Annotated in this window: 18 protein-coding genes and 1 pseudogene; 15 read left to right on the top strand and 4 right to left on the bottom strand. The window is 61.4% G+C overall.

Going from position 1 to position 21,439, the window contains the following annotated elements:
* Nucleotides 1-40 precede the first annotated feature (40 nt).
* The 4 genes from B7L72_RS09785 (at nt 41) to B7L72_RS09770 (ending at nt 4,162) form a co-directional block, all read left to right on the top strand.
* On the top strand, nt 41-1,195 hold the full coding sequence (locus tag B7L72_RS09785; RefSeq protein ID WP_081194050.1) for an acyl-CoA dehydrogenase family protein: 1,155 nt from the start codon (nt 41-43) through the stop codon (nt 1,193-1,195).
* A 31-nt stretch (nt 1,196-1,226) separates the two neighbouring features.
* Complete coding sequence (locus B7L72_RS09780) at nt 1,227-2,342, top strand: enoyl-CoA hydratase/isomerase family protein (protein ID WP_081194049.1); 1,116 nt, start codon at nt 1,227-1,229, stop codon at nt 2,340-2,342.
* Between the two features lie 66 nt (nt 2,343-2,408).
* Entirely contained in the window at nt 2,409-3,305 is an 897-nt protein-coding gene (gene mmsB, locus B7L72_RS09775; protein WP_081194048.1) for a 3-hydroxyisobutyrate dehydrogenase, read from the top strand.
* Nucleotides 3,306-3,535: 230 nt separating this feature from the next.
* A complete protein-coding gene (locus B7L72_RS09770; protein WP_081194047.1) occupies nt 3,536-4,162 on the top strand; it encodes a glutathione S-transferase family protein in 627 nt (208 codons plus the stop codon).
* Between the two features lie 134 nt (nt 4,163-4,296).
* On the opposite strand, the gene B7L72_RS09765 is transcribed toward B7L72_RS09770, so the two are convergent.
* Complete coding sequence (locus tag B7L72_RS09765) at nt 4,297-5,217, bottom strand: ketopantoate reductase family protein (RefSeq protein ID WP_081194046.1); 921 nt, start codon at nt 5,215-5,217, stop codon at nt 4,297-4,299.
* Between the two features lie 251 nt (nt 5,218-5,468).
* Between B7L72_RS09765 and B7L72_RS09760 the strand changes: the two genes are divergently transcribed.
* The 8 genes and pseudogenes from B7L72_RS09760 to B7L72_RS09725 all read left to right on the top strand — a co-directional run bounded on the left by B7L72_RS09760 (nt 5,469) and on the right by B7L72_RS09725 (nt 13,879).
* Complete coding sequence (locus tag B7L72_RS09760; RefSeq protein WP_081194262.1) at nt 5,469-6,659, top strand: GGDEF domain-containing protein; 1,191 nt, start codon at nt 5,469-5,471, stop codon at nt 6,657-6,659.
* Nucleotides 6,660-6,823: 164 nt separating this feature from the next.
* Nucleotides 6,824-7,411: a D-sedoheptulose-7-phosphate isomerase gene (locus B7L72_RS09755; RefSeq protein ID WP_081194045.1), complete on the top strand. Its 588-nt coding sequence runs from the start codon at nt 6,824-6,826 to the stop codon at nt 7,409-7,411.
* A 338-nt stretch (nt 7,412-7,749) separates the two neighbouring features.
* On the top strand, nt 7,750-9,057 hold the full coding sequence (locus tag B7L72_RS09750; RefSeq protein WP_081194044.1) for a DUF945 family protein: 1,308 nt from the start codon (nt 7,750-7,752) through the stop codon (nt 9,055-9,057).
* Nucleotides 9,058-9,105: 48 nt separating this feature from the next.
* Nucleotides 9,106-9,702 (top strand): LemA family protein, encoded by a 597-nt coding sequence (locus B7L72_RS09745; RefSeq protein WP_016913637.1) that lies wholly within the window; start codon nt 9,106-9,108, stop codon nt 9,700-9,702.
* Between the two features lie 42 nt (nt 9,703-9,744).
* On the top strand, nt 9,745-11,721 hold the full coding sequence (locus tag B7L72_RS09740) for a M48 family metallopeptidase (protein WP_081194043.1): 1,977 nt from the start codon (nt 9,745-9,747) through the stop codon (nt 11,719-11,721).
* Nucleotides 11,722-11,727: 6 nt separating this feature from the next.
* Entirely contained in the window at nt 11,728-12,132 is a 405-nt protein-coding gene (locus B7L72_RS09735) for a DUF2784 domain-containing protein (protein ID WP_016913639.1), read from the top strand.
* Between the two features lie 173 nt (nt 12,133-12,305).
* Nucleotides 12,306-13,553: pseudogene (locus B7L72_RS19110) on the top strand (S8 family serine peptidase).
* An 86-nt stretch (nt 13,554-13,639) separates the two neighbouring features.
* On the top strand, nt 13,640-13,879 hold the full coding sequence (locus B7L72_RS09725; protein ID WP_081194042.1) for a hypothetical protein: 240 nt from the start codon (nt 13,640-13,642) through the stop codon (nt 13,877-13,879).
* A gap of 40 nt (nt 13,880-13,919) precedes the next feature.
* Here the strand turns inward: B7L72_RS09725 and B7L72_RS09720 are convergent, their stop codons facing one another.
* A complete protein-coding gene (locus B7L72_RS09720; protein ID WP_081194041.1) occupies nt 13,920-15,893 on the bottom strand; it encodes a DNA topoisomerase III in 1,974 nt (657 codons plus the stop codon).
* Between the two features lie 134 nt (nt 15,894-16,027).
* Here B7L72_RS09720 and B7L72_RS09715 point away from each other — a divergent pair, with 134 nt between their 5' ends.
* Entirely contained in the window at nt 16,028-17,275 is a 1,248-nt protein-coding gene (locus B7L72_RS09715; protein WP_081194040.1) for an ABC1 kinase family protein, read from the top strand.
* A gap of 99 nt (nt 17,276-17,374) precedes the next feature.
* The gene (locus B7L72_RS09710; protein WP_081194039.1) at nt 17,375-19,195 is read left to right on the top strand and encodes an SEC-C metal-binding domain-containing protein; all 1,821 of its coding nucleotides are present in this window, start codon (nt 17,375-17,377) and stop codon (nt 19,193-19,195) included.
* On the opposite strand, the gene B7L72_RS09705 is transcribed toward B7L72_RS09710, so the two are convergent.
* Nucleotides 19,192-20,559: an AmpG family muropeptide MFS transporter gene (locus tag B7L72_RS09705; protein ID WP_016913646.1), complete on the bottom strand. Its 1,368-nt coding sequence runs from the start codon at nt 20,557-20,559 to the stop codon at nt 19,192-19,194. The genes B7L72_RS09710 and B7L72_RS09705 overlap by 4 nt on opposite strands.
* Before the next feature lie 113 nt (nt 20,560-20,672).
* Between B7L72_RS09705 and B7L72_RS09700 the strand changes: the two genes are divergently transcribed.
* On the top strand, nt 20,673-21,191 hold the full coding sequence (locus tag B7L72_RS09700) for an FKBP-type peptidyl-prolyl cis-trans isomerase (protein ID WP_081137208.1): 519 nt from the start codon (nt 20,673-20,675) through the stop codon (nt 21,189-21,191).
* Nucleotides 21,192-21,227: 36 nt separating this feature from the next.
* On the opposite strand, the gene B7L72_RS09695 is transcribed toward B7L72_RS09700, so the two are convergent.
* Nucleotides 21,228-21,439 (bottom strand): zinc ribbon domain-containing protein (locus B7L72_RS09695; protein WP_139788496.1); only part of this gene is annotated, 212 nt, incomplete at its 5' end.

The following is a 21,439-nucleotide window of genomic DNA, read 5'->3' as shown; positions in this document are numbered from 1 at the left end:
TTCTGACTGGGTTCAGGGACTCACCGCAGCGGAGACCGCCATGAATTTTGAGCTGAGTGAAGACCAGGTTGCCTTTGCCGATATGGCGCGGGGGTTTGCCCAGAACGAGCTGGAGCCCCACGCCGCCAAATGGGATGCCGAGGCTTTTTTCCCGGTGGACGTGATTCGCAAGGCAGGCGAACTGGGGTTCTGCTCCCTGTATGCTCCGGAGCGTGTGGGCGGGCTGGGGCTTTCGCGGCTGGATGCCAGCATCATTTTCGAGCAGCTCTCCATGGGCTGTACCTCTACTACGGCATACCTCACCATCCACAACATGGTGACCTGGATGCTGGCGGATTTTGGTACGCCTGAAGCCGTGGAGCAGTGGGGAGAGCGTTTGGCGACCGGTGAGCTGCTGGGCTCCTACTGTTTGACCGAGCCCAACGCGGGCTCCGACGCCGCATCGCTCAAGACCACCGCCCGGCGCGACGGTGAGCACTACGTGCTGAATGGCAGCAAGATGTTCATTTCCGGGGCAGGCAGCACCGATTTTCTGGTGGTGATGGCCCGCACCGGCGGCGAAGGGGCGGGCGGTGTGTCTGCCTTTGCCGTGGATGCCCAGAGTGACGGGATCAGCTACGGCCGCAAGGAAGACAAGATGGGCTGGAATAGCCAGCCCACTCGGATGATTACCTTCGAAGACGTGCGCGTGCCTGCCAGCCAGCTGCTGGGTAAGGAAGGCGACGGCTTCAAGATCGCCATGAAGGGGTTGGACGGTGGACGCATCAATATTGCCACCTGCTCGATCGGCACCGCCCAGCAAGCGCTCAACAAAGCCCGTGAATACCTGCTGGAGCGCAAGCAGTTCGGCAAGCGGCTGGCCGATTTCCAGGCTCTGCAGTTCCGTTTGGCCGACATGGTGACCGAGCTGGTGGCTGCCCGCCAACTGGTGCGCATGGCCGCGGCCAGGCTGGACGCTGGCCACCCGGATGCCACCGCCTACTGCGCCATGGCCAAGCGGTTTGCCACGGATGTAGGGTTCAAGGTGTGCGATGAAGCCTTGCAGCTTTACGGTGGCAATGGCTACATCAAGGAGTACCCCATGGAGCGCTACGTGCGTGACACCCGCGTGCACCGCATTCTGGAAGGCACCAACGAGATCATGCGGCTGATCATATCCCGCCGTGTGTTGGCCGATGGCGCCGCCGAACTGTAGCCTTGGCACCCGAGCAGATAAGGAAGAGGCAATGAGTTGCGTACTGTTTGAAGAGCACACGACCCAGGACGGCCATGTGATCGGCGAGATCACGCTCAACGCCGAGCGTTCGCTGAATGCGCTGACCCTGGAGATGATCGACGCGCTGCTGCCCCGCTTGACCCAGTGGCAGGAGGATGAGCGTGTGGTGGCCATTCTACTGGACAGCACAGGCGAAAAAGCCTTCTGTGCAGGGGGCGACGTGGTCAATCTCTACAAGGCCATCACCGGCGATGGTGAGCCGGACTTCCCCGAGCGTTTCTTCGAGCGCGAATATCGGCTCGACTACCTGATGCACACCTTCGCCAAGCCGATTATCTGCTGGGGGCATGGCATCGTGATGGGCGGTGGCATGGGGCTGCTCAGTGCCAGCAGCCACCGTATCGTTACCGAAACGTCGCGACTGGCCATGCCGGAAGTGACCATTGGCCTGTACCCCGATGTGGGGGCCAGCTGGTTTCTCAATCGCCTGCCCAATGGTACCGGGCGTTTTCTGGCCATGACCGGTGGCCAGATCAATGCCCCCGATGCGCTGCATCTGGGTCTGGCAGATCGAGCAATTGCCAGCCACCACCGCGAGGCGTTGGCCCAGGCGCTGCTGGAAGCCCGCTGGGGAGAAGGGGAGCAAACCGACGCCCATGGCGTGGTCAACCGCGTATTGCGCGAGTTGGAGCAGGCTTCTCAGGCGGCGTTTGCCGAGCTGGAAGCGCCTGTCTACAAGACGTCTTCACTGATACGCGAGCTGATGGACCACGACACCGTCGAGCAGCAGGTGGCGGCGGTGCTGGGAGTCGACAGCGACGACCAGTGGTTCAGTAAAGCCCAGCGCACCCTGGCCCATGGCAGCCCGGTCTCTTTGCGGCTGATCGATGAGCAGCTCAAGCGCGCCCGGCACATGTCGCTGGCCGAAGTGTTCCAGTTCGAGCTGGCGCTTTCCGTGCAGTGCTGCCGCCATGAGGAGTTCCCCGAAGGCGTGCGTGCACTACTGGTCGACAAGGATGGCCAGCCGCGCTGGCGTTTCCCGGACGTGGCCTCGGTGCCGCCCAGCTTCATGGAAGAGTTGCTGTCATCCCCCTGGGAGACCAGCCCTCTGGCGGATCTTCAATAATGTGTGCTGTCTCTTCCGAGAGCGCTATCCAATCGACTGCTGACCAATCTCAACAAGGATAACAACATGACCAGCGTAGCCTTCATCGGCCTGGGTAATATGGGCGGCCCCATGGCAGCCAATCTCGTGAAAGCCGGTTTTCAAGTGCGGGCCTTCGACCTGGCCGCCGAGGCCTTGGAAACCGCCCGTGCTCAGGGCTGCGACACCGCCGCCACCGCCCAGGCCGCGGCAGCCGATGCCGATTTCGTGATCTCCATGCTGCCGGCGGGCAAGCATGTGCGGGGGCTGTACATGGAGGGCGACGCGCCGCTGTTCGACGTCATCAAGGCGGGCGCCCTGGTCATCGACTGCTCGACCATCGACGCCGACACCGCGCGTCACGTCGCCGCCGCTGGCGCTGAAAAGGGCATCGGCTTCGTGGATGCGCCAGTCTCCGGTGGCGTGGGCGGTGCCCAGGCGGGCACGCTGACCTTCATTGTGGGCGGTTCGGGTGCCCAGTTCACTCAGGCGCAGCCCGTGTTGCAGGCCATGGGCAAGAACATCTTCCACGCCGGAGACCACGGGGCAGGGCAGGTGGCCAAGGTGTGCAACAACATGCTGCTCTCGATCCTCATGGCGGGCACCTGTGAAGCCATCAACATGGGCGTCAAGAACGGCCTGGACCCCGCCGTGCTGTCGGAAATCATGAAGCAGAGTTCCGGCGGCAACTGGGCGCTCAACGTCTACAACCCCTACCCCGGGGTCATGGAAAACGCTCCCGCCTCCAAAGGTTATCAGGGCGGCTTCCAGGTGGACCTGATGATCAAGGACCTGGGCCTGGCCATGGATGTCAGCCAGCAAAGCGCCGCTGCCATTCCCATGGGCTCCGCTGCCCGAGCGCTGTTCACCTTGCACAAGGCGGGTGGCAACGGCAAACTCGATTTCTCCAGCCTGCTCAAGCTGTATCAGGATAAAAGCGAGTAGTGAGTGGTAAAGAGTGAGGAGTGAGTCGTAAAAAGTGAGTCGTGAGTGTGGGCATATGGGTGGTGTGGGAGGCAGTTTTAGCTCGCGACCTGTTGGCTAAGCCTCTCGACTAAGTCCTTGACTAAGCCCCTTGACCCGTAAGTGTGCCATTCACCACTCACCACTCACCACTCACACCCACCCACCCAAGGCATACTCAACAACCGATTGAGCCAAACACAAGGACTGCCATGATTACACTTTGGGGCCGCAACAACTCCACCAACGTCAAGAAAGTGCTCTGGGCACTGGAAGAGCTGCAACTGCCGTACGAGCAAATCATGGCAGGCCTGCAACACGGGGTAAACGATACGCCGGAATACCTCGCCATGAACCCCAGTGGCCTGGTACCCCTGCTCAAGGATGACGTCACTCAAAGCCTGCTGTGGGAGTCCAACACCATTCTTCGCTACCTGGCGGCGCAGTACGGCCCCAATCCGTTATGGATCGAGGCACCCGCCCAGCGGGCACGCATGGAAAAGTGGATGGACTGGTCGACCAGCCTGCTCACGCCTGCCCATCGCACCATTCTGATGGGCTATGTACGCACTCCACCCGAGCAGCGCGACAGTCAGGTACTCGATCCCGCCATCGCCACTTGTGAAAAACTTTTCGCTCAACTGGACACCACGTTGAGCCAGCAGCCCTGGTTCTCCGGCGAAGACTTCGGCCTGGCCGATATCGCCATCGCCCCGTTCACCTATAACCTCTTCAACAGCGGCCTCTCCTGGTCATCCTACCCCCATCTACAGCGCTGGACAGAGCAGCTCGCCGAACGCCCCGCGTACCGTAAGGTCGTGATGATTCCTGTGACGTGAAGGAAGGGGGGCGCAACTGCCGGGGCCGCTGTCGCAATGCTCAATCAATCTATTGGCCGTTGGTACAGCACTCACATTGGGTGCGTTTGTGGGAGGACGCTTTAGCGCGCGACGATCAAACCACCCAAACCCAATTAAAACCCCGCCTCCAGCAACACCAGCTCCTGATCCAACCCCTTCAACACCTCACACCCCAGCCCATGCCGCTCCGCGCTCTCAATCAACGGCCCCAAAATAGCGCCGCGTTCGGTAAGCCGCTTCGCCTCCACATCCTGCAACATCGAAGCCTTGTTATTTGCGGTGTTTTCTACCACCTGCCACACCAACGCCAGCCAAGCGGCTTTCCCTTCACCACCGTTTGGCGGTGCAATACCTTCTTTTTCTAGAATCGTCGCCACTTCCTCTACCACAGCTATCACACGCCCTGAGTAGGCATCGCTGCGCAGCGCTCCATTACGTACGCCATGCAGCGCTACCAACGGGTTGATTGCTGCGTTTACCGCTAATTTCTGCCATAGGCGGCTGCGAATATCACCTACCGCCGTGGCGGTAAATCCGGCGTTACTCAGCAGTGCAGCCAGGGTGGTCGCTAATGCTGTGTGCTGATTGTCCAAATCCCCGACAAACGTAGGCCCGCGACCAGCGTGGACGACACTATCATCGCCGGTTACATAAGCGCCTTGCGTGGTCGTCGCGCACAGTACCGGGCCGTGCCATGTTTGGCTGATGCGCGGCTGGGCATAAAAACCGTTTTGCCATAGCACCAGGGGAGTCGAGGAGGGCAGTACGCAGGCGACACTCGCCAGCGCCGCCTCGGCAACCATCGCTTTGGTGGTGATGTGCACGAAAGCTGGCGGTGCCGCCGCACCAGCCGCCAATCGTTCAGCAGTGAACGAAGGCAAGTGTTGCACACGTGTTTCGCCTTCCGGCGTGGTCAGTATTTGCTGCCCAGGCAGTGGGCGGCGGCCAATGACGGCCACCTCAGCAAGCGGTGCCAGTGAATGTGCCAACAAGCGGCCAATGGCCCCGGGGCCAAGAATCCAGTGGGTGGTCATGGTACAAGCCGTCATCGAGGGTGTGCGTCAAGCTTATCGTGTTGAGAGTCAGGTAGCTCGCATAGTGGATGGACGAACGCTGGAAACGTGGAAACCTCGTCTAACCTTATGCGCGGCAAGCAGTGTATCGTAAGCCCAAACCGCAGGCGCAGTAGGGGAGCCTGCATCGTGATTTCGTGAGCCATTTTGGCCGATACATGCACGTATCGGCCCACAATAATATGGCCGCGATACTGAAGGGAGTGGCGGAGTTGGCATTAAAACAACAATATCGCGTACATGAATGGACGGGGCAATTCTGCGACGCCATGCTGGAGCAGGATTATCGTCGCACCATGATGGAGGGGGCACGGCATACGTTTAGCCTCGCTGTCAGTGTGGCGGCGCTGGTATTCGCCATGTTCGCTATTTCTGATTACTTTTTGTTGGGACCCGGTGAGCGGTTCCAAAGAATAATGGCCATGCGTGCGGTGGTGGTCGGGAGCTGTTTGTGGGTGGCATTTTTTGTGAGGCATTGGGGTGGGAATGTCTACCGCCACTGGCTGCATGCGCTGCCATTATGGGTGCTGGCCACTGGCGTCATCCTGATCGTTCCGCTGCGCCCTGAAAGCCTGCCTACTCAAATCACGGCGGTGGTGGTCGCTACCATGGCGTTTTTTCTGTTGATCCCTAATCTGCTCACCGTGGCGCTGCCCGCTAGCCTGTTCTTGAATATTGGATTTCTTTTGGCGGCACTGCAATTTACGGGTATCGATGCCATTGTTGCATTGCGTATTGCGCTGCTATTGATCATGGGCGTCGTGGTGGGGTTCTGCGCCCTGTTGCGCCTGGAGAGCCTACAGCGCAAGCAGTATGCCCTGCTTTGTGAAGAGCGTGGTCAGAACCAGCTACTGCATCAGGAAATAGCTCGCCGAAAAGCATTGGAAGAACAGTTGCGCCACGTGGCCGAGCACGATGCGCTGACGCTACTCAATAACCGTGCGCACTTCATGATGCTGGCCAACAAATCGTTGCAGCGCTGTGGCGTCGAGAAAGCGCCTTTTAGCTTGTTCATGATCGATGTGGACCATTTCAAGCGCATCAACGATACCTGGGGACATCTCTATGGTGACTGGGTGCTGACGCGTATTGCCGAGGTATGCGAGCAGTTGCTGTGGCCGGGTGATGTCATCGGCCGCTTTGGTGGGGAAGAGTTCATCGTCGCTTTGCCCAATACGACTGCCAGCGATGCGCAGCAGGTAGCCGAACGCTTGAAGCAGCGGGTAGCGGAACTGGCCAGTACGGGCGACATGGCATCGCTGCGCCCGAGCGTGACTATTGGTGTAGCCACTGCCCAGGATGGCCATAGTGAACTTGACGACCTGATCCAGCGCGCCGATGAGTTGTTATATGTGGGCAAGCGAGCAGGGCGTGATCGGGTAGTGGTATGTACGGATGGCTGAGGTGATAAGGTAAAATATATTTGATGCTTAAACAACGTCGAGGCGGTGAGTGGCTTGTTGAACTTAAAATGTCATATTAAAAGCATAGGATGGCTCTAGTAATATTGTCTGATGGTCAAGTTTTTGGCTGATTAGATTTCCTAAGTTTTGGTGAGTGATAATAAATGAGCAATTTAATAGTTGAGAGTCTTCATGAAGCGCAACTAGGGCTAACTGCGCTATTAGAAAATGCTGTTGCCCTATCTTCCATTGAGCAGGCTGCCTGCTTGCTGGTAAAAACGTTGAAAGAAAGTGGGCAGGTGTTTAGTTGTGGCAATGGGGGCTCAATGTGTGATGCCATGCACTTTGCCGAAGAGCTTTCAGGGCGTTATCGGCTTGACCGCCGTGCTCTTGCTGCTAGCAGTATTAGCGATGTTGCCCATATTAGCTGCGTTGGAAATGATTATGGCTATGAGTATATTTTTTCACGTTACCTGGAAGGCCATGCCAAAGCAGGGGATTGTCTGTTGGCAATAAGCACCAGTGGGACCAGTCAAAATGTCATAAAGGCCGCCCGTTATGCGAAAGAAAATGGCGTAAATGTGATTGCGTTGTGCGGTAAAGAAGGCTCCCCTTTGGAACGTGTTTCGGATGTGACTATTTGTACACCTGCAGGTTCATATGCGGATAGAGTGCAAGAACTGCACATTAAAGTTATTCATATATTGATAGAGCAGGTGGAGCGAGAGCTTTTTCCAGAGAATTATCTGTAAAGCCGTATTTCAGTTACATAAGTTGTTATGAACAAGCCAGCAATGCTGAATTCGAAGATTCGTTTAGAATACAGGCGAATGGCCTAACGTGCGCTAGCGTGTTTGTAGAAAATGGAAGGTGTTCCAAGCGCTCACCGTCTGCAACTGGATGTTACTTCAGGTATGCATATGCTGTGCGTTGCGGCATCGAATTAATACGGGAGATGTCTTGCAGGGTCTGTAACGACGCGAACCCCTGAAAGGCGCTGAATCGGCGTTTCTTTTTGAAACGAATCTGGCATCATTGATAATTATTCTTATGTTGATGTTGGCAACATATTCTATCGAGAGGGCTAGGCATGGCGTTAAGCACAAAGGGATGGGGCGTGGCGGCAGCAGGCGTGGTGGTGGTTGGCGCTGGTGGGTATGTCGCAGCTCAGGCGATGGTGGGCAATCAGGTGGAGCAGGCGCTGGTCGATAGCTTCGCCGAGCTGGATCAGTCGGTCTCCTACGAGGTGCATGATGTGCAGATCGACAAGGGCCTCTTCGATACTCGAGCCACGGCCACGATCGCCATGCGCGGGTTCGAAGACGCTACGGCGGACGTCAATCTGTTCGTCAAGCACGGGGCGCTGAGCGCCGATATTACCGGCGAACTCGTGCCCAATCAGGCACTGGTGCAGGGCATCATCGATATCGACCTCAAGGCAACACGTTCCGCCATCGCAGGGCAACTGAGCGCCACCGAGCTGGATGGCGTGGCGCTGGATGTGCTGGTCGACCAGCTGGTGGTGGGGCTCGATCGCGGTGCCGACGGGCATTGGCACCTGGATACCCGGGCTCAGGAAATCACCTACCATGGCGACAATGAAACCGTGCGCATGGTGACGCCACGGCTGATCCTGAACACTCGTCATCACGAAGGCGAACCCGTGCTGCTGCAGAGTCTCGACATACCGCGCACGGAAATATTCGTGGAAGGCGTGCGGGTCTACCTGGAGGGCATGGAGTCGGAGAGCGAGTCACGAGGGGAGACCATTGTCCACCAGAGCGGCCATTTCCGGATTGCCGAGATGGGCGTGGATGATACGTCCTTTGGTAGCCTGGCCTTCGAGGTGAGTGCCGACAACTGGGACCTGGAGGCGCTGCAAGCCTTTCAGGAAGCCTATGCCCCCCTCATGGCCATGCACCTGGATGCCGAAGAGCGCGGCGTGCCGGTGGATGCCGAGCAAGAGCGTGTGCTGATGGCCGAGGCTCTGGAAAGCAGCTACGCCATGCTGGTTGCCAGCCCCACCATGGCCATCGACCCCCTGCAGGCCCATATCGTACTGCCCGACCTGGGCATCGACTTCAAGCCTCGGCTCACTACGCACATGGCCTTCGACGGTCAGGACCTCGCCAAAGGCGCGCTCTACGGTGCCTTCTGGCCGGTTGGGCAGCCGTTACCCCAGGGCCTGATGAGCGAAGAGCAGATGATGAGCCCCTTCGAGGCTCAGGAGTATCTCAGCCGTCGCCTGAGCCTGGCGTTGACCGTAACCACACCTCCCGATCTGGTATTGGGCTTTATTCCGATGCCATTTGCCGCCATGCTGGACAGCGAGGCGGAAGAGCAGGAAGTGCTTTGGCAAGAAGGAAGCCTGATGATCAATGGTCAGCCGATCATGTAATGGGGCACACCCGCTCTCCATGAATCTGGGTCTACGGAAGGAAATATCATGATGCTCACTGTGGTTATCGTGCTGGTGGTGATAGCTCTGATCGCCGTCTATATGGTGTCGGTGTACAACCGACTGGTGTCGCTGCGCAACCGCTTTCAAAACAGCTTTGCGCAAATCGAGGTGCAGCTGAAGCGGCGTCACGACTTGATTCCCAACCTGGTGGAAACCGCCAAGGGCTACCTCAGTCATGAGCGGGAAACGCTGCAGGCGGTGATCGAAGCGCGTAACACCGCCGCCGCTGGCCTGAAAGCCGCCGCGGCCAATCCTGGCAGTGCCGAGGCCATTGCGCAGCTAGGAGGCGCAGAGGGCGCGTTGACTCAGGCCATGGGGCGGCTGAACGTGGTCATGGAAGCCTACCCGGACCTGAAAGCCTCGCAGAACATGCAGCAGCTATCGGAAGAGCTGACCAGCACCGAAAACAAGGTGGCGTTTGCCCGTCAGGCGTTCAACGACGCGGTGATGCACTACAACACCTATCGCCAGAGTTTCCCACCGATTGCCGTGGCGGGCATGCTGGGACATGGGCAGGATGCCACGCTGCTGACCTTCGAAGACAGCGCCCAACTGCAAACGGCGCCGAGCGTCTCGTTCTAGACGTGATGCCCAGGCCCGGGTGACCACAGGGAGGCCAATGCCATGGATTTCTTTACCGCACAAGACAACGCCAGGCGCAGCACGGGCCGCTGGGTGGTGCTGTTGCTCCTCGCCATCGTCTCGTTGATCGGCGTGACCACGCTGGTGGTGGCCATTGCGCTGTACATGATGGGCGCCAGCGGCAGTCAGGCTCAGCCGGTCGAGCAGGGGGTGTTGACCATGCTCTCCTGGCAGCTGCTGGCGGCGGTGGCCGTCGGCGTGCTGGCGCTGGTGGGGTTCGGGGGGCTGTACAAGCAGCGCCAGCTGCGTCGAGGTGGCCGTGTGGTGGCGGAAGCGCTGGGTGGCCGTCTGATCAACCTCGACACGCGCGATCACGACGAGCGGCGGATCCTGAATGTAGTCGAGGAGATGGCCATTGCCTCCGGAACGCCGGTGCCTGCGGTATACGTGCTGGAAGAGGAGGGGATCAATGCCTTTGCGGCCGGTTATCAGCCTGCCGATGCAGTGGTGGGCATTACCCGAGGCGCCATTCGGCAGCTCACCCGCGATGAGCTGCAGGGGGTGGTCGCCCATGAGTTCAGTCATATTCTGCACGGCGACATGCGCCTGAACATCCGGCTGGTGAGCCTGCTGCATGGCGTGCTGCTGATTGGTCTGGCAGGCGGCATGATGTTGCGCAGCTTGCGCTTTCGAAGAGTCAGCAACAACAAGCGCGACAACTCGGCGGCGGTAGTGCTGGGCCTTGGGCTGGCGCTCACCTTGATCGGCTACGCGGGCACTTTCTTTGGCGGGCTGATCAAATCGGCGGTGAGCCGTCAACGGGAGTATCTGGCCGACGCGGCAGCCGTGCAGTACACCCGCAACCCACAGGGGATAGGCGGTGCGCTGGTGAAAGTGGGTGCCCATGCCAAGGGCTCGCACCTCTCGGCACCTCAGGCGGCCGAATTCAGCCACCTGTTTTTCAGTCAAGGAGTGTCGTCGGGGCTAAGCCAGCTCATGGCGACGCATCCGCCGCTCAAGTCGCGCATTCAGCGCGTTCTGCCCGACTGGCACGGTCGTTTCGAAGCCTTGCAGCCAGCGCCTTCGCAGCAAGAGCCCGACACCCCTGGTGCCGAGGCAGACCAACGCTCCCATGGCCGCCGGATGGGAGGTGTGTCCACGTCTCCCGAGGCGCTGTTCAGTATGGCGGCCATGCAGGTGGCGCTGGGGGCCATGGGGCAGCCCGATCCACGCCATTTGCAAAAGGCCCGCGACGTGATCGATGCCTTGCCCGCCACCCTGGTAGAGGCCGCCCATGAACCCTACAGTGCCAGGGCGCTGATCTACGCCATGCTGCTGAGCGACGATGATGCCGAACGCACACAGCAGTTGGCGGCGCTGGAGGCCGTGGCGCTGCCGGATGTGTTCGCAGCATTGCATACCCTCAAGGAGCAGGTGGCCCGGCTCGACGTACAGCTGCGCCTGCCGCTGATCGAACTTGCCCTGCCTGCGCTCACCTCGCTTTCCACACAGCAGGCCCAGCACTTCAGGCTCTGTATGGAGCGTTTGATCCATAGCGACGGCAAGGTCAGCCTGTTCGAGTGGACGCTCTACCAGCTGCTGCTGAGCCATCTGAGCGAGCGTCACGGCGGTGCTGAAACCCTGACGTTGGAACAGACCCAGGCCGAATGTCAGCGGTTGTTGGGCGTGTTGGCTGAGGCGGGAGTGGCACCAGGGCAGGCGGGTGACGAGGCCGTGGCTGCCGCGCTGCGGGCTGCCCAGGCCTCGCTGCCTTTCACGTTGTCTTCCCTGCAAGACGCCGATGACATGCAGGCGCTCAGCCTGGCCGTAGAGCGCTTGCGCCGCTTGAAACCGCTGCATAAAGCCCGCTTGCTGAACGCCATGACCCGCTGTGTAGAACACAGTGGCGTGATTCGCGCCGCCGAGGCAGAGCTGTTCCGCGCGGTGGCCGATATGCTCGGCTGCCCAGTGCCGCCGCTGTTGGAAGAGCACGACAGCGATACTCACTCCATGGGGTGAACGCCCATGCCTTCATCGCTCCTACTGTTACTGGCCGATGCCGTGTTGCTGTTGCATGTGCTGTTCGTAGCCTTCGTGGTGCTGGGGCTAATGGCTATCTACCTGGGCGGTATTCTGGGCTGGTACTGGGTGCGCCACCGCCGGTTTCGGCTTGTTCATCTAGGCGCCATTGGTTATGTGGTCGTGCAAGCGTGGCTAGGAGCCGTCTGCCCGCTCACCACCCTGGAAATGGCGCTGCGTGCCGAAGCCGGTTCAGCCACTTACGCTGGTTCCTTCATTCAACACTGGCTCCAGCGGCTGCTCTACTACACGGCACCGGAGTGGGTGTTCGTGGCGGTATATACCCTGTTCGGTAGCTTGGTGCTGGCCAGCTGGTGGGTGGTGCGGCCCGTTGCCCGCCAGCGGGGGTGAGGTTTGCAGGGGCCTGCCGTAGTCCGTAATGCGTTGCAGAGTCGTGCTGGCAGGGAACGCGAGGTGCGTTAGGCTGAGGGGTACGTACGCCGTTTCGCCAAAGGGCCTGCCAGGGCAGGTGTCTGCTGGAGAAAGGGCGATCATGCAGAGTGCCAAGCGTAAAGAGGTGCAGGATGACCAAACGACCAAATGGACAGGGTGACGCTTCGATAGCGACCGTTTCGTGCAAGACCGAGCAGCTGCTGCTGGCAGCGTTGGAGCGGGGTGGCAGCTGCCTGGAAACAGGGCGTTACTTGATCAGCTATCGAGACGGCCAGGTGGAAGAGGGCATCAAGGCACTGCAGCCCTTAACTTCCGTATTGCCGACGCGCGCGATTTCAGCGAGCAAGCGGTCAGCCTGGACGAAACCGGTGACGCCGAGGCGCTGGTATTTCCAGAGCTGGGCGTAGCCTTGGTGGGGGGCGATGCCTTGCAGCACCATGGTATGGACGTACTGGATAAGCTCGCGGTGAATAGCCCCATCGAGATCATCGAGCCCGAATATTTTGCCTTTTCGGAAAACTCGGAGTACTTGCGCGGTTTTCTGCGTGCCGCGACCACCATTGCCCGTGACATGGGGGTGGAGCTGGAGATGGAAAACGCCGTCGAAAAGCCAGAACAAGAGGGCCGCACCACCACCTGGGGGTGGGGCAGGTATCAAGGTCGCCGTGCTGGATACCGGGATGGACCTGGGCCACCCGGAGTTTGCGGGCCGTGAATTTGTCTCGCGCAGCTTCGTCGGCGAGCCGGTGCAGGACCTCAATGGGCATGGTACACACTGTATTGGAACCGCCTGCGGCCCGAAGTCTCCCCGCGGTGATACCCCCCGTTACGGGGTTGCCTTCGATGCCCAGGTGCTGGTGGGCAAAGTGTTGACCAACTCGGGCGCAGGCGTGTTGGCGGGGTTGAACTGGGCGATTGCCAATCGCTGTGAAGTGATCTCCATGTCACTGGGCAGCCAGAGCCCGGTACAGGCCGCCTACACCCATGCCGGTGCGGCAGCGCTACGCAACGACTGCCTGGTGATAGCAGCGGCGGGCAATTCAACCCTGCCAACCGGCGCCCCGGCGAACTCGCCCACGGTGATGTCGGTGGCTTCCCTGGACCCCAACCTGTCGGTGTCCAGCTTCTCCAATCATGGCAAGATCGAGCTGGCCGCTCCAGGGCGCGACGTGTTGTCTGCCTGGCCTCGGCCGACCTGTCACAAGGCCATCAGCGGTACCAGCATGGCGACTCCGCACGTGGCGGGCTGTGCGGCCCTTTGGGCCCAGTCGGATGCTTCATTGCGAGGCCGAAAACTGTGGGATCAGTTAATAGCCTCTGCTCGGCCTTTGCCGCTATCGCAAGAGCAGGTAGGCGCGGGGCTGGTACAAGCCCCTTAGGTTGCGTGGTGCGCTGGCGGTCTTCTCCGGCCGTCCAGCGCATGCCCATCAACACGTGTGGCATTGATTTTCGGGAGATACCTGCAATGGCAACGGTAACGCTCTGGCTGATCACGATCTCCAGCGATCAGCCCATCCATGACATCGCCACGCGTCTCAGCGCCGAAGGGCTCACCGTCCGCGAGGTGCTGGAGGAGATCGGCTGCATTACCGGCGCCGCCGATGACGCTACCGTCCAGCGGCTCAAGCGCGTGCAAGGAGTGCTAGACATCGCCCCGGATACGCCGATGGATGTGGGGCCACCAGGTACGGATGAGACGTGGTGATCATGGCTTTTTGCGGGCTCATCAATCGAATGTGGCCGATTTAGTCAGTTCGCCTTGAGCGCACTCGCTTCCCCGCCGTGCTACTGCGGCTTCCCGTACTTTTCTTGCTGCCCGTCTTGCTGCCGGTACTCTTGCGCCGTGCGTAGCTCTTTTTGCTGGTTCCGCTGCGTTTGGCGGGGCCTGCGGCTTCGCCCTGAGCGGTTTGCAGGCTGTGGCGCAGTTTGCTGGCATCGCTTTGGCGCAGCAGGGTGTGCAAGTCTTCCAGCAGGGCGTGTTGGAAGGCGTTGGGGTCGTCCTGGCGTTCGGAGATCGCGCGCAGGCGCTGCTCCCAGAGAGCGGTGCGTTCGGGAGTGCTGACGGCGCTGGGCAGCGCGGCGATGAGGGCGACGCCAAGCTGAGTGGCGCGCAGGGCTTTTTGCTGGCGTACCAGGTAGCCGCGCTGCACCAGGGTTTCGATGATGCCTGCTCGGGTGGCTTCGGTGCCCAAGCCGTCGGTGTCGCGCAGGGTGCGGCGCACTTGCGGGTCGTCCACATAGCGGCCAATGTTCATCATCGCCTTGATCAGGCTGGCGTCGGTGAAGGGTTCTGGCGGTCGGGTCTCTTTCTCTTCCACGCCTGCACCGAGGGCCTGGCAGGCTTCGCCCTGGGTCAGTGGCGGCAGCGGCGGGGCCTCTTCTCGGGTGGTGAACAGCGGCTTCCAGCCGGGGTCGAGAATGCTCTGGCCCCGCGTGCGGAAGGCTTCATCCAACAGGGTGAACTCGGCTTTGACTTCGAAAGTGCGCAGCGGGCGATAGAACTGTGCCATGACGTTGCGCACGATCAGTCGAAACACATGCCCTTCGGTGGCGGAAAGCTGGCTGAAATCGGCGGGTTTGCCGGTGGGGGCCAGGGCGTGGTGCGCGCCTACCTGTTTGTCGTTCCATGCTTTTGAACGCAGGGTAAAGTCAGCCCCGTGGAGCCACCCGCGCAGGGTGTCGTCGTGCTGGCAGGCGCTGGCCAGGGTTTGTCGGGCCAGCGGCAAATGCTCCTCGGGCAGGTAGCGGCAGTCGGAGCGGGGGTAGGTAATCAGCTTGTGCTGCTCATACAACCGCTGGCAAATATCCAGCACCATCTGTGCAGAGAGGCCATGACGACGGGCGGCATCTACCTGCAGTGCAGAGAGCGAGTAGGGCAGCGGCGGGGCCTGGCGCTTCTCCTGCTGGTCTAATGTGGTGAGCGTGCCGCGGGCGCCGGGCAGTTGAGCGGCCAGGGCATCGGCGGGGGTGCGGTCAATCAAGCGCCCTTGTTCATCCAGCGGCTGGTGCTCTTTGGGTGCCCACCAGGCGCGCAGCTGGCCCTGGGCCACCTGAAGGTCCACCCACAGCGGGTAAAATGAGTGGGGCACAAAATCACGAATGGCGTTGTCGCGCCGCACGATGAGCCCAAGTACCGGGGTTTGCACACGGCCCACGGAAAGCACGCCGTCGTGGCCTGCCTGGCGGCCGGTAAGGGTCCAGGCACGGGTCAGGTTGATGCCGTACAGCCAGTCGGCGCGAGCGCGTGCCTGGGCCGCTTCGAACAGCGGCTGGAACTCGCTGTTCGGCCGCAGGCTGGCCAGGGCGCGGCTGACGGCGGGTCGGTTGAGGTCACTGACCAGCAGTCGCTGTACCGGGCCACGGTATTTCAGGTGCTCGATCACTTCCTGTACCAGCAGTTGGCCTTCGCGGTCCGGGTCGCCCGCGTGCACCACGCTGGTGGCTTGCTTGATCAGTTTGCGAATCACCGCCAGCTGGCCACGTGCCTTGGGGCGCGGGACCAGCTGCCACTGCCGGGGCACGATGGGCAGCCTGTCCAACCGCCACTGTTTGTCGGCCGGGTCGTAGGCTTCCGGTGGGGCTTGCTCCAGCAGGTGGCCCAGGCACCAGGTCACGATGGTATCGCCGCATACAATCGCGCCATCCTGGCGTTGGCCGCCGGGCAGGGCATCGGCAATGGCCCGCGCCAGGCTGGGTTTCTCGGCGATAATCAAGCGCATGGGGTGTGATCCTGGAGGCAGTGAAGAACGAAAGGGCATGGTAGCAGAAGTGGCCAACGGGTTAGAGTTCTGATACATGAAAATGTATACAGGTGTCGTGGACATGCGGTAAAGCATCCGAAAAGGCGATCTCCATGCGCGAACGCGGCAGAACACGACGTTTACTGGGGCTGGGTGCCCGCACCGGCGGTGCACTGCTGAAGACTCGGCTGGGCGGCCAGGCAGATTGGCAGGCACTGGGCGAAGCGCTGTTCGAGGGGCTTTCCGAGTTGAAAGGCCCGGCCATGAAGCTGGCGCAGATCATGTCGCAGTGGGACGATTTGTTGTCGCCAGAGCTGGCCAACGAGCTGGCGCGCCTGCAGCGTCAGGCAGAGCCGATGCCGTGGCCCAAAATTCGCGAGGCGTTGGTGTTGCAGTACGGCGATATCGACAAGCACTTTCACAGCATCGAAGAGCGCCCGTTCGCCAGCGCCTCCATGGGCCAGGTGCACAAGGCCGTGACCCATGACGGTGAAACCGTGGTCCTCAAAGTGCAGTACCCCGGGCTTGCCGAGGTGCTGGAAAGCGACCTGAAGCAGGTCAAGCGGATCATGGGGCTGGGCCGCTGGTTCAAGGTGCCCCAGGCACGGCTGGATGCGCTGTTCGAGGAGTTGGCGGCGGGGCTGCGCGACGAACTGGATTACCATGCCGAGGCCCAAGCGCTGGCGCGCTATCGCGAGCGCTACCTGAGCAACCCGGCGCTGGTGATTCCCGAGCCGCTGTTCGAGCTTTCCGGGCAGCATGTGCTGGCCATGCGCTATGTGGGCGGAACGCCGCTGCGTGAGCTGGAGAGCGCCGACGATGCCACTCGCCAGCAGGTGGCCGTTGCGCTGGCCGACTGGATCACCGAAGAGCTGTTCACCTACCGCGAGCTGCATGCCGACCCCCACGCAGGCAACTTTGCCTGCGACGAGCAGGGCAGGCTGGTGATTTATGATCTGGGCGCCGTGATCCCGGTGCCGGAAGCGCACCTGAAAGCCATGATGCAGCTTCTGGATGCCACCCTGGCACAGGACCCCATGGCCATGGACGATGCGCTGATGAAGATGGGCGGACGCCAGGGTCAGGGCGCTCCGCTGGCGCTCTATAAAGAGTCGGCAGAGTGCATCACGCCGCTGTTTGCGCCCGGCGAGCAGGACTTCAGCGATGTGCGTGTACACCGCCGACTGCGTGAGCTGACGCCCAAGGTATGGGCAGCCATGGACCGGCTGCAGCCGCCAGCGGATACGCTGCTGCTTTCCCGAGCCCTGAACGGCCATTACTGGAATCTGGTAAGGCTGAGGGCGCGCCTCGACATGCACGAGCGCACGCAGCCGCTGTTGGCCTGGGCGCGCACCCCCTGATGGGGCCTTCTCCCTGAGCGATTGTCGCTGCGGCAGCGTGGTTAGCCATGCTAGACTACGGCGCTTTGAAAACGCGTATTGAAGACAGTGGAGACGGCAATGCTGGCGGTATGGGTCGATCAACTGCTGGGGTTTGCCTCTGGGGCACTCTCGGCAATCAGGCGGCAGGAGCACTACCCGGATTTCATGACCTGGGTGCGTGCCGAAGGTGCTGCATCCTTTAACGATAACGTGGCCACCGCGCAGGCGCTGGCGCCCATTTTATGGTCGCAGACACCGCTGGAGCGGCTGAATTTCGCTAGCGAGCCGCTGGCCACGCCTGGGCGCAACGAACCCTGCTGGTGCGATTCGGGCCGCAAATACAAGCAGTGCTGCTACCGCGTCAACTTCCCCACCGACATTCCCGAGCAGATGATGTGGATGCTCTCGCTGCGCGAGTGGAAAGGCGCCACCCTCAAGGCTGCCCTGGAGAGCCAGCAGGCACCGCCCCAAGCGCTGCTGGAAGCCGGGCTGATCGCGGCAGAAAGTGGCCAGACCGGCCGCGCCATGCAGATACTGGAGTCGCTGTTCGATGGCAGCGACTGGTCGCGGCTGCCCGAACAGGCCGAGCCCGCCTTCGAAATTCTGCTCGATATCTACCAGGAGCGCGGGTTCACCCGCAAACGCGCCGACCTGCTGGACGAGGTGATGGAGCGGGGGCCGCTGTTCTTGCGCGGCGTGGCCCTCGAGCGGCTGTGCCTGATGCACCTGGATAACGACGATCTCGACAGCGCTCGCGGGGCCTTTGTCAAAGCCCAGCAGGCGCTGCCTGACTCGCCGACGCTGGCCTATATCGAAGCCATGCTGCTGCTCCACGAAGGCCATGAGCAGGAGGCCAAGGAGCGAGCCGATTTCTGGTATCGTCGCCTGGCACGCCAGGGCGGGCTCGATGACGAGCAGCTCGATTTTCTCGCCGCCCTGGCCGATAACCCTGGGGCCACGCTGGCCGACCAGCTGCTGAGCGCCGAAGAGGATATGGCGACGCCGCTGGTGGCCCTGCAGGCGCTGCTGGCTGCGCTGCCCACTGCGCCGCTGTTGACCCTTACCCGCGACGACGAGCGGGGCCGCTTGCTGTATACCACCACCGCCCGTGAAGAGACGCTGTTTGCCGCTTGGCACGAGCAGTTCCAGGTGCTGGTGGACGAAGAGGTGGCGCTGGGTTTTCGGGACGACCCTTGGGTCAACGCCATCGACTGGATGTCCGAGCTGTGTGCCCACCCCGAATGGCTGGATGCCCCTCAGGTCGTGCAGGATTTGACGCTGGCGCTGACCAGCCGCTTTGGCAGCCTGCCGTGGATGGCACCCAGCCTGCTGGAGCCTCTGGCGCTGCGCCTCTCGCGCTGGCTGGAGCAGGCTCGGGCCGCTGGTGAAGGCAGCCTGTGCTGGGACGATGCCGACAATGCCATGCTGCTGCGCACCGGCTTGGCGCTGGTAGTGGGCATGGAACGGGGCGCGCGCCAGCACTCTCGGGAGCTGGCCGAAGAGCTGCTGGCCATCGACCAGGAAGATAGCCTGGGGCTACGTGAATTGGTGCTGGACCAGTTGCTGCGCGATGACCGCAACGAGGAGGCCCTGGCGTTGACCAACGAGCCGCAAAAGGACGACGGCTCGCTGGTGCTGGGACTGTTGATGGGACGCACACTGGCGCTTTATCGCCTGGGCCAACAGGAAGCCGCAGAAGCGGCGCTGGCCGATGTGATGGCCCACAGCCGCTATGCGCTGGAATTGATCTGCGCGGAAAACCCGCGCCCCTCCATGCCCCATCCGGATGGCCAGGTAGACCCAGGCTCCCGTGCGGAAGCCTGGCAGTACCGCACCCTGATGCGTGACCAGTGGCGCACCACGCCAGGCGCACTGGCCTGGCTGGAGCGCCACCGCTAGCGGGAAGCGATATTGGGCGTGGGCACCAGCTGCTTGTCGCGGCTGATCCAGATGGCCAGCAGGATGGCGGGCAGGCCCAGCAGGGTGGCGACCACGAAGAAGGTGGCGTAGCCCTGCGCCGTGACCACCAGGCCGCCAAAGCCGCTCAGGAATTTGCCTGGCAGCGTCATCAAGGATGAGAACAGCGCATACTGGGTGGCGGTATAGGCCCGTGAGGTGAGGCTGGAAAGAAACGCAATGAACACTGCGCTGGCCAGGCCATTGGCCAGGTTGTCACCAATAATGGTGATGACCAGCATCGGCACCTGGTTACCGATCAACGCCAGCACGGCAAACAGCAGGTTGGTCAGCGTGGCGGCCGCCGCGCCGAGAATCAGCACTGGGCCAATGCCGTAGCGGGCCACCAGTAACCCTCCCAGCAAACCACCGGTAATGCTCATGGCGATGCCGAAAATGTTGGTGACGCTGGCGATGGTGCCCAGTGAGAACCCAAGGTCGATGTACAGCGGGTTGGCCATGGAGCCCATGGCTAAATCACTGATGCGAAACACGCCGATAAATACCAGAATACCGAGTGCCTTCACCCCGTAGCGGCGAAAGAAATCGGTGAATGGGCAGACAATGGCCCCAATCGCCCAGGCGGTGATGCGCCGGAATACCTTGGGTTGACCGCGGCTGGCGCGGAGGAAGGCGCGCACCCTGGGCTCATGGATCAACTGCACGCTCAGCGACGCGCGCTGGGGCTCGGGGCGAATCAATACCGTCAGCACCCCGATACCCACCAGCGCCGCCATGCTCAGGTAGGCGGCGCTCCAGGAAAAGGCCGACGCCACGTAAAGCGCGCCAGCCCCCGCCGCGATGAGTCCCCCGCGATAGCCAATGATATAGGTCGACGCCATGGCCGCCTGAAGGTCGTCGTTGGCCGATTCGATCCGGTAGGCATCGATGGCGATGTCCTGGGTGGCCGAGCCAAACGCTACCAGCAGCGCAAAGGCCGCGACCCAACCCAGATTGTTTACTGGGTCGAGCCCGGCCAGCCCCACCAGCCCTGCGGCAATCATCCCCTGTGCCAGCAGCATCCAGCCTCTACGCTGCCCGAAGGTGCGGGTCAATAGCGGCAGGGCCAGCCGGTCGACCACCGGCGCCCAGAAGAACTTGATGGAGTAGAGCATGCCGATCCAGGCGAAGAAGCCAATGGCGGCGACTTCCACGCCATCGCTGCGTAGCCACGCCGAGAGGGTCGAAAATACCAGCAAAAAGGGCAGGCCAGCGGAAAAACCAAGAAACAGCATGGTGATGACCGGCGCCTTGAGATAAATGGCAAGTGCCGCCAGCCAGCTACGCTGGGGGGTAGGGGTGGGCATGGGGTGTTTCGCTCCAAAAGAAAACCAGGCCGCAAGGCCCGCTAAAAACCGGTCGGTGGTAAACTGGGCCCGACATCCTATCAAGCCGACAGCTTACCGGAGAGGAGTTTTCCATGTCGATTACCGCCCATCAGGTCGTCACTTTGCATTATGTCCTCAGCGACGTGCTCAGCGATGGCAGTACCCGTGTGCTGGACGACTCCCGCGCGCGTGAACAGCCCCTGGAGTACCTGCATGGCCACGATAATATTCTGCCTGGCTTGGAGCGTGACCTGGAAGGGCGCTCTGCTGGCGATGAGCTGCGGGTCACCTTGACCCCGGCAGACGCTTATGGCGTTCGCAATGAAGCGCTGGTGCAAGAGGTGAGCCGAGCATCGTTTGGCAGCGCGGAGCTTGCACCGGGCAGCCGTTTTCAAACCGAAGGCGAGGCCGGTCCGCAGATTGTCACCGTGCTGAGCATCGAAGGCGATACCGTCACGGTGGATACCAATCACCCGCTGGCCGGGCACACACTGCGTTACCACGTGACGCTGCTGGACGTGCGCGAGGCGACCCGCGCCGAATTGGCCAAAGGCCATCCGCTGCCGCCGGGTACCGAGCACAGCAAAGTCGAAGACCGCAAAGTGCTGTGACTGCTCCCCGCCCTGACGGGCGAGGCTTCCCACGTCTTAGGCCGCTGCCGGTGCGTGACCGGGCTTACACAGGCCTCGATGGGCAGAGACCGACAGTCCTTCGGCCTTTAACGTTAAAATGCCTTGCTGGCGAATGTTGATCGCGGCGTTTATGTCGCGGTCGATGCCTTGCGTGCCGCAGCCGGGGCAATCCCAAGTGCGAACCGTTAGCGGCATTTGTTCGACCTTGTGGCCGCAGCCTGCACAGG

The organism is Halomonas sp. BC1 (assembly GCF_002078135.1).
Taxonomy (GTDB): Bacteria; Pseudomonadota; Gammaproteobacteria; order Pseudomonadales; family Halomonadaceae; genus Vreelandella; species Vreelandella stevensii.
The sequence above is the reverse complement of the archived record's forward strand: the minus strand, read 5'-3'. Positions and strand labels throughout refer to the sequence as shown.

Excerpts from the sequence above, each read along its gene's own strand:
- B7L72_RS09785 (WP_081194050.1), top strand. The coding sequence starts at position 41 with ATGAATTTTGAGCTGAGTGAAGACCAGGTTGCCTTTGCCGATATGGCG.
- B7L72_RS09780 (WP_081194049.1), top strand. The coding sequence starts at position 1,227 with ATGAGTTGCGTACTGTTTGAAGAGCACACGACCCAGGACGGCCATGTG.
- mmsB (WP_081194048.1), top strand. The coding sequence starts at position 2,409 with ATGACCAGCGTAGCCTTCATCGGCCTGGGTAATATGGGCGGCCCCATG.
- B7L72_RS09770 (WP_081194047.1), top strand. The coding sequence starts at position 3,536 with ATGATTACACTTTGGGGCCGCAACAACTCCACCAACGTCAAGAAAGTG.
- B7L72_RS09765 (WP_081194046.1), bottom strand. The coding sequence starts at position 5,217 with ATGACCACCCACTGGATTCTTGGCCCCGGGGCCATTGGCCGCTTGTTG.
- B7L72_RS09755 (WP_081194045.1), top strand. The coding sequence starts at position 6,824 with ATGAGCAATTTAATAGTTGAGAGTCTTCATGAAGCGCAACTAGGGCTA.
- B7L72_RS09750 (WP_081194044.1), top strand. The coding sequence starts at position 7,750 with ATGGCGTTAAGCACAAAGGGATGGGGCGTGGCGGCAGCAGGCGTGGTG.
- B7L72_RS09745 (WP_016913637.1), top strand. The coding sequence starts at position 9,106 with ATGATGCTCACTGTGGTTATCGTGCTGGTGGTGATAGCTCTGATCGCC.
- B7L72_RS09740 (WP_081194043.1), top strand. The coding sequence starts at position 9,745 with ATGGATTTCTTTACCGCACAAGACAACGCCAGGCGCAGCACGGGCCGC.
- B7L72_RS09735 (WP_016913639.1), top strand. The coding sequence starts at position 11,728 with ATGCCTTCATCGCTCCTACTGTTACTGGCCGATGCCGTGTTGCTGTTG.
- B7L72_RS09725 (WP_081194042.1), top strand. The coding sequence starts at position 13,640 with ATGGCAACGGTAACGCTCTGGCTGATCACGATCTCCAGCGATCAGCCC.
- B7L72_RS09720 (WP_081194041.1), bottom strand. The coding sequence starts at position 15,893 with ATGCGCTTGATTATCGCCGAGAAACCCAGCCTGGCGCGGGCCATTGCC.
- B7L72_RS09715 (WP_081194040.1), top strand. The coding sequence starts at position 16,028 with ATGCGCGAACGCGGCAGAACACGACGTTTACTGGGGCTGGGTGCCCGC.
- B7L72_RS09710 (WP_081194039.1), top strand. The coding sequence starts at position 17,375 with ATGCTGGCGGTATGGGTCGATCAACTGCTGGGGTTTGCCTCTGGGGCA.
- B7L72_RS09705 (WP_016913646.1), bottom strand. The coding sequence starts at position 20,559 with ATGCCCACCCCTACCCCCCAGCGTAGCTGGCTGGCGGCACTTGCCATT.
- B7L72_RS09700 (WP_081137208.1), top strand. The coding sequence starts at position 20,673 with ATGTCGATTACCGCCCATCAGGTCGTCACTTTGCATTATGTCCTCAGC.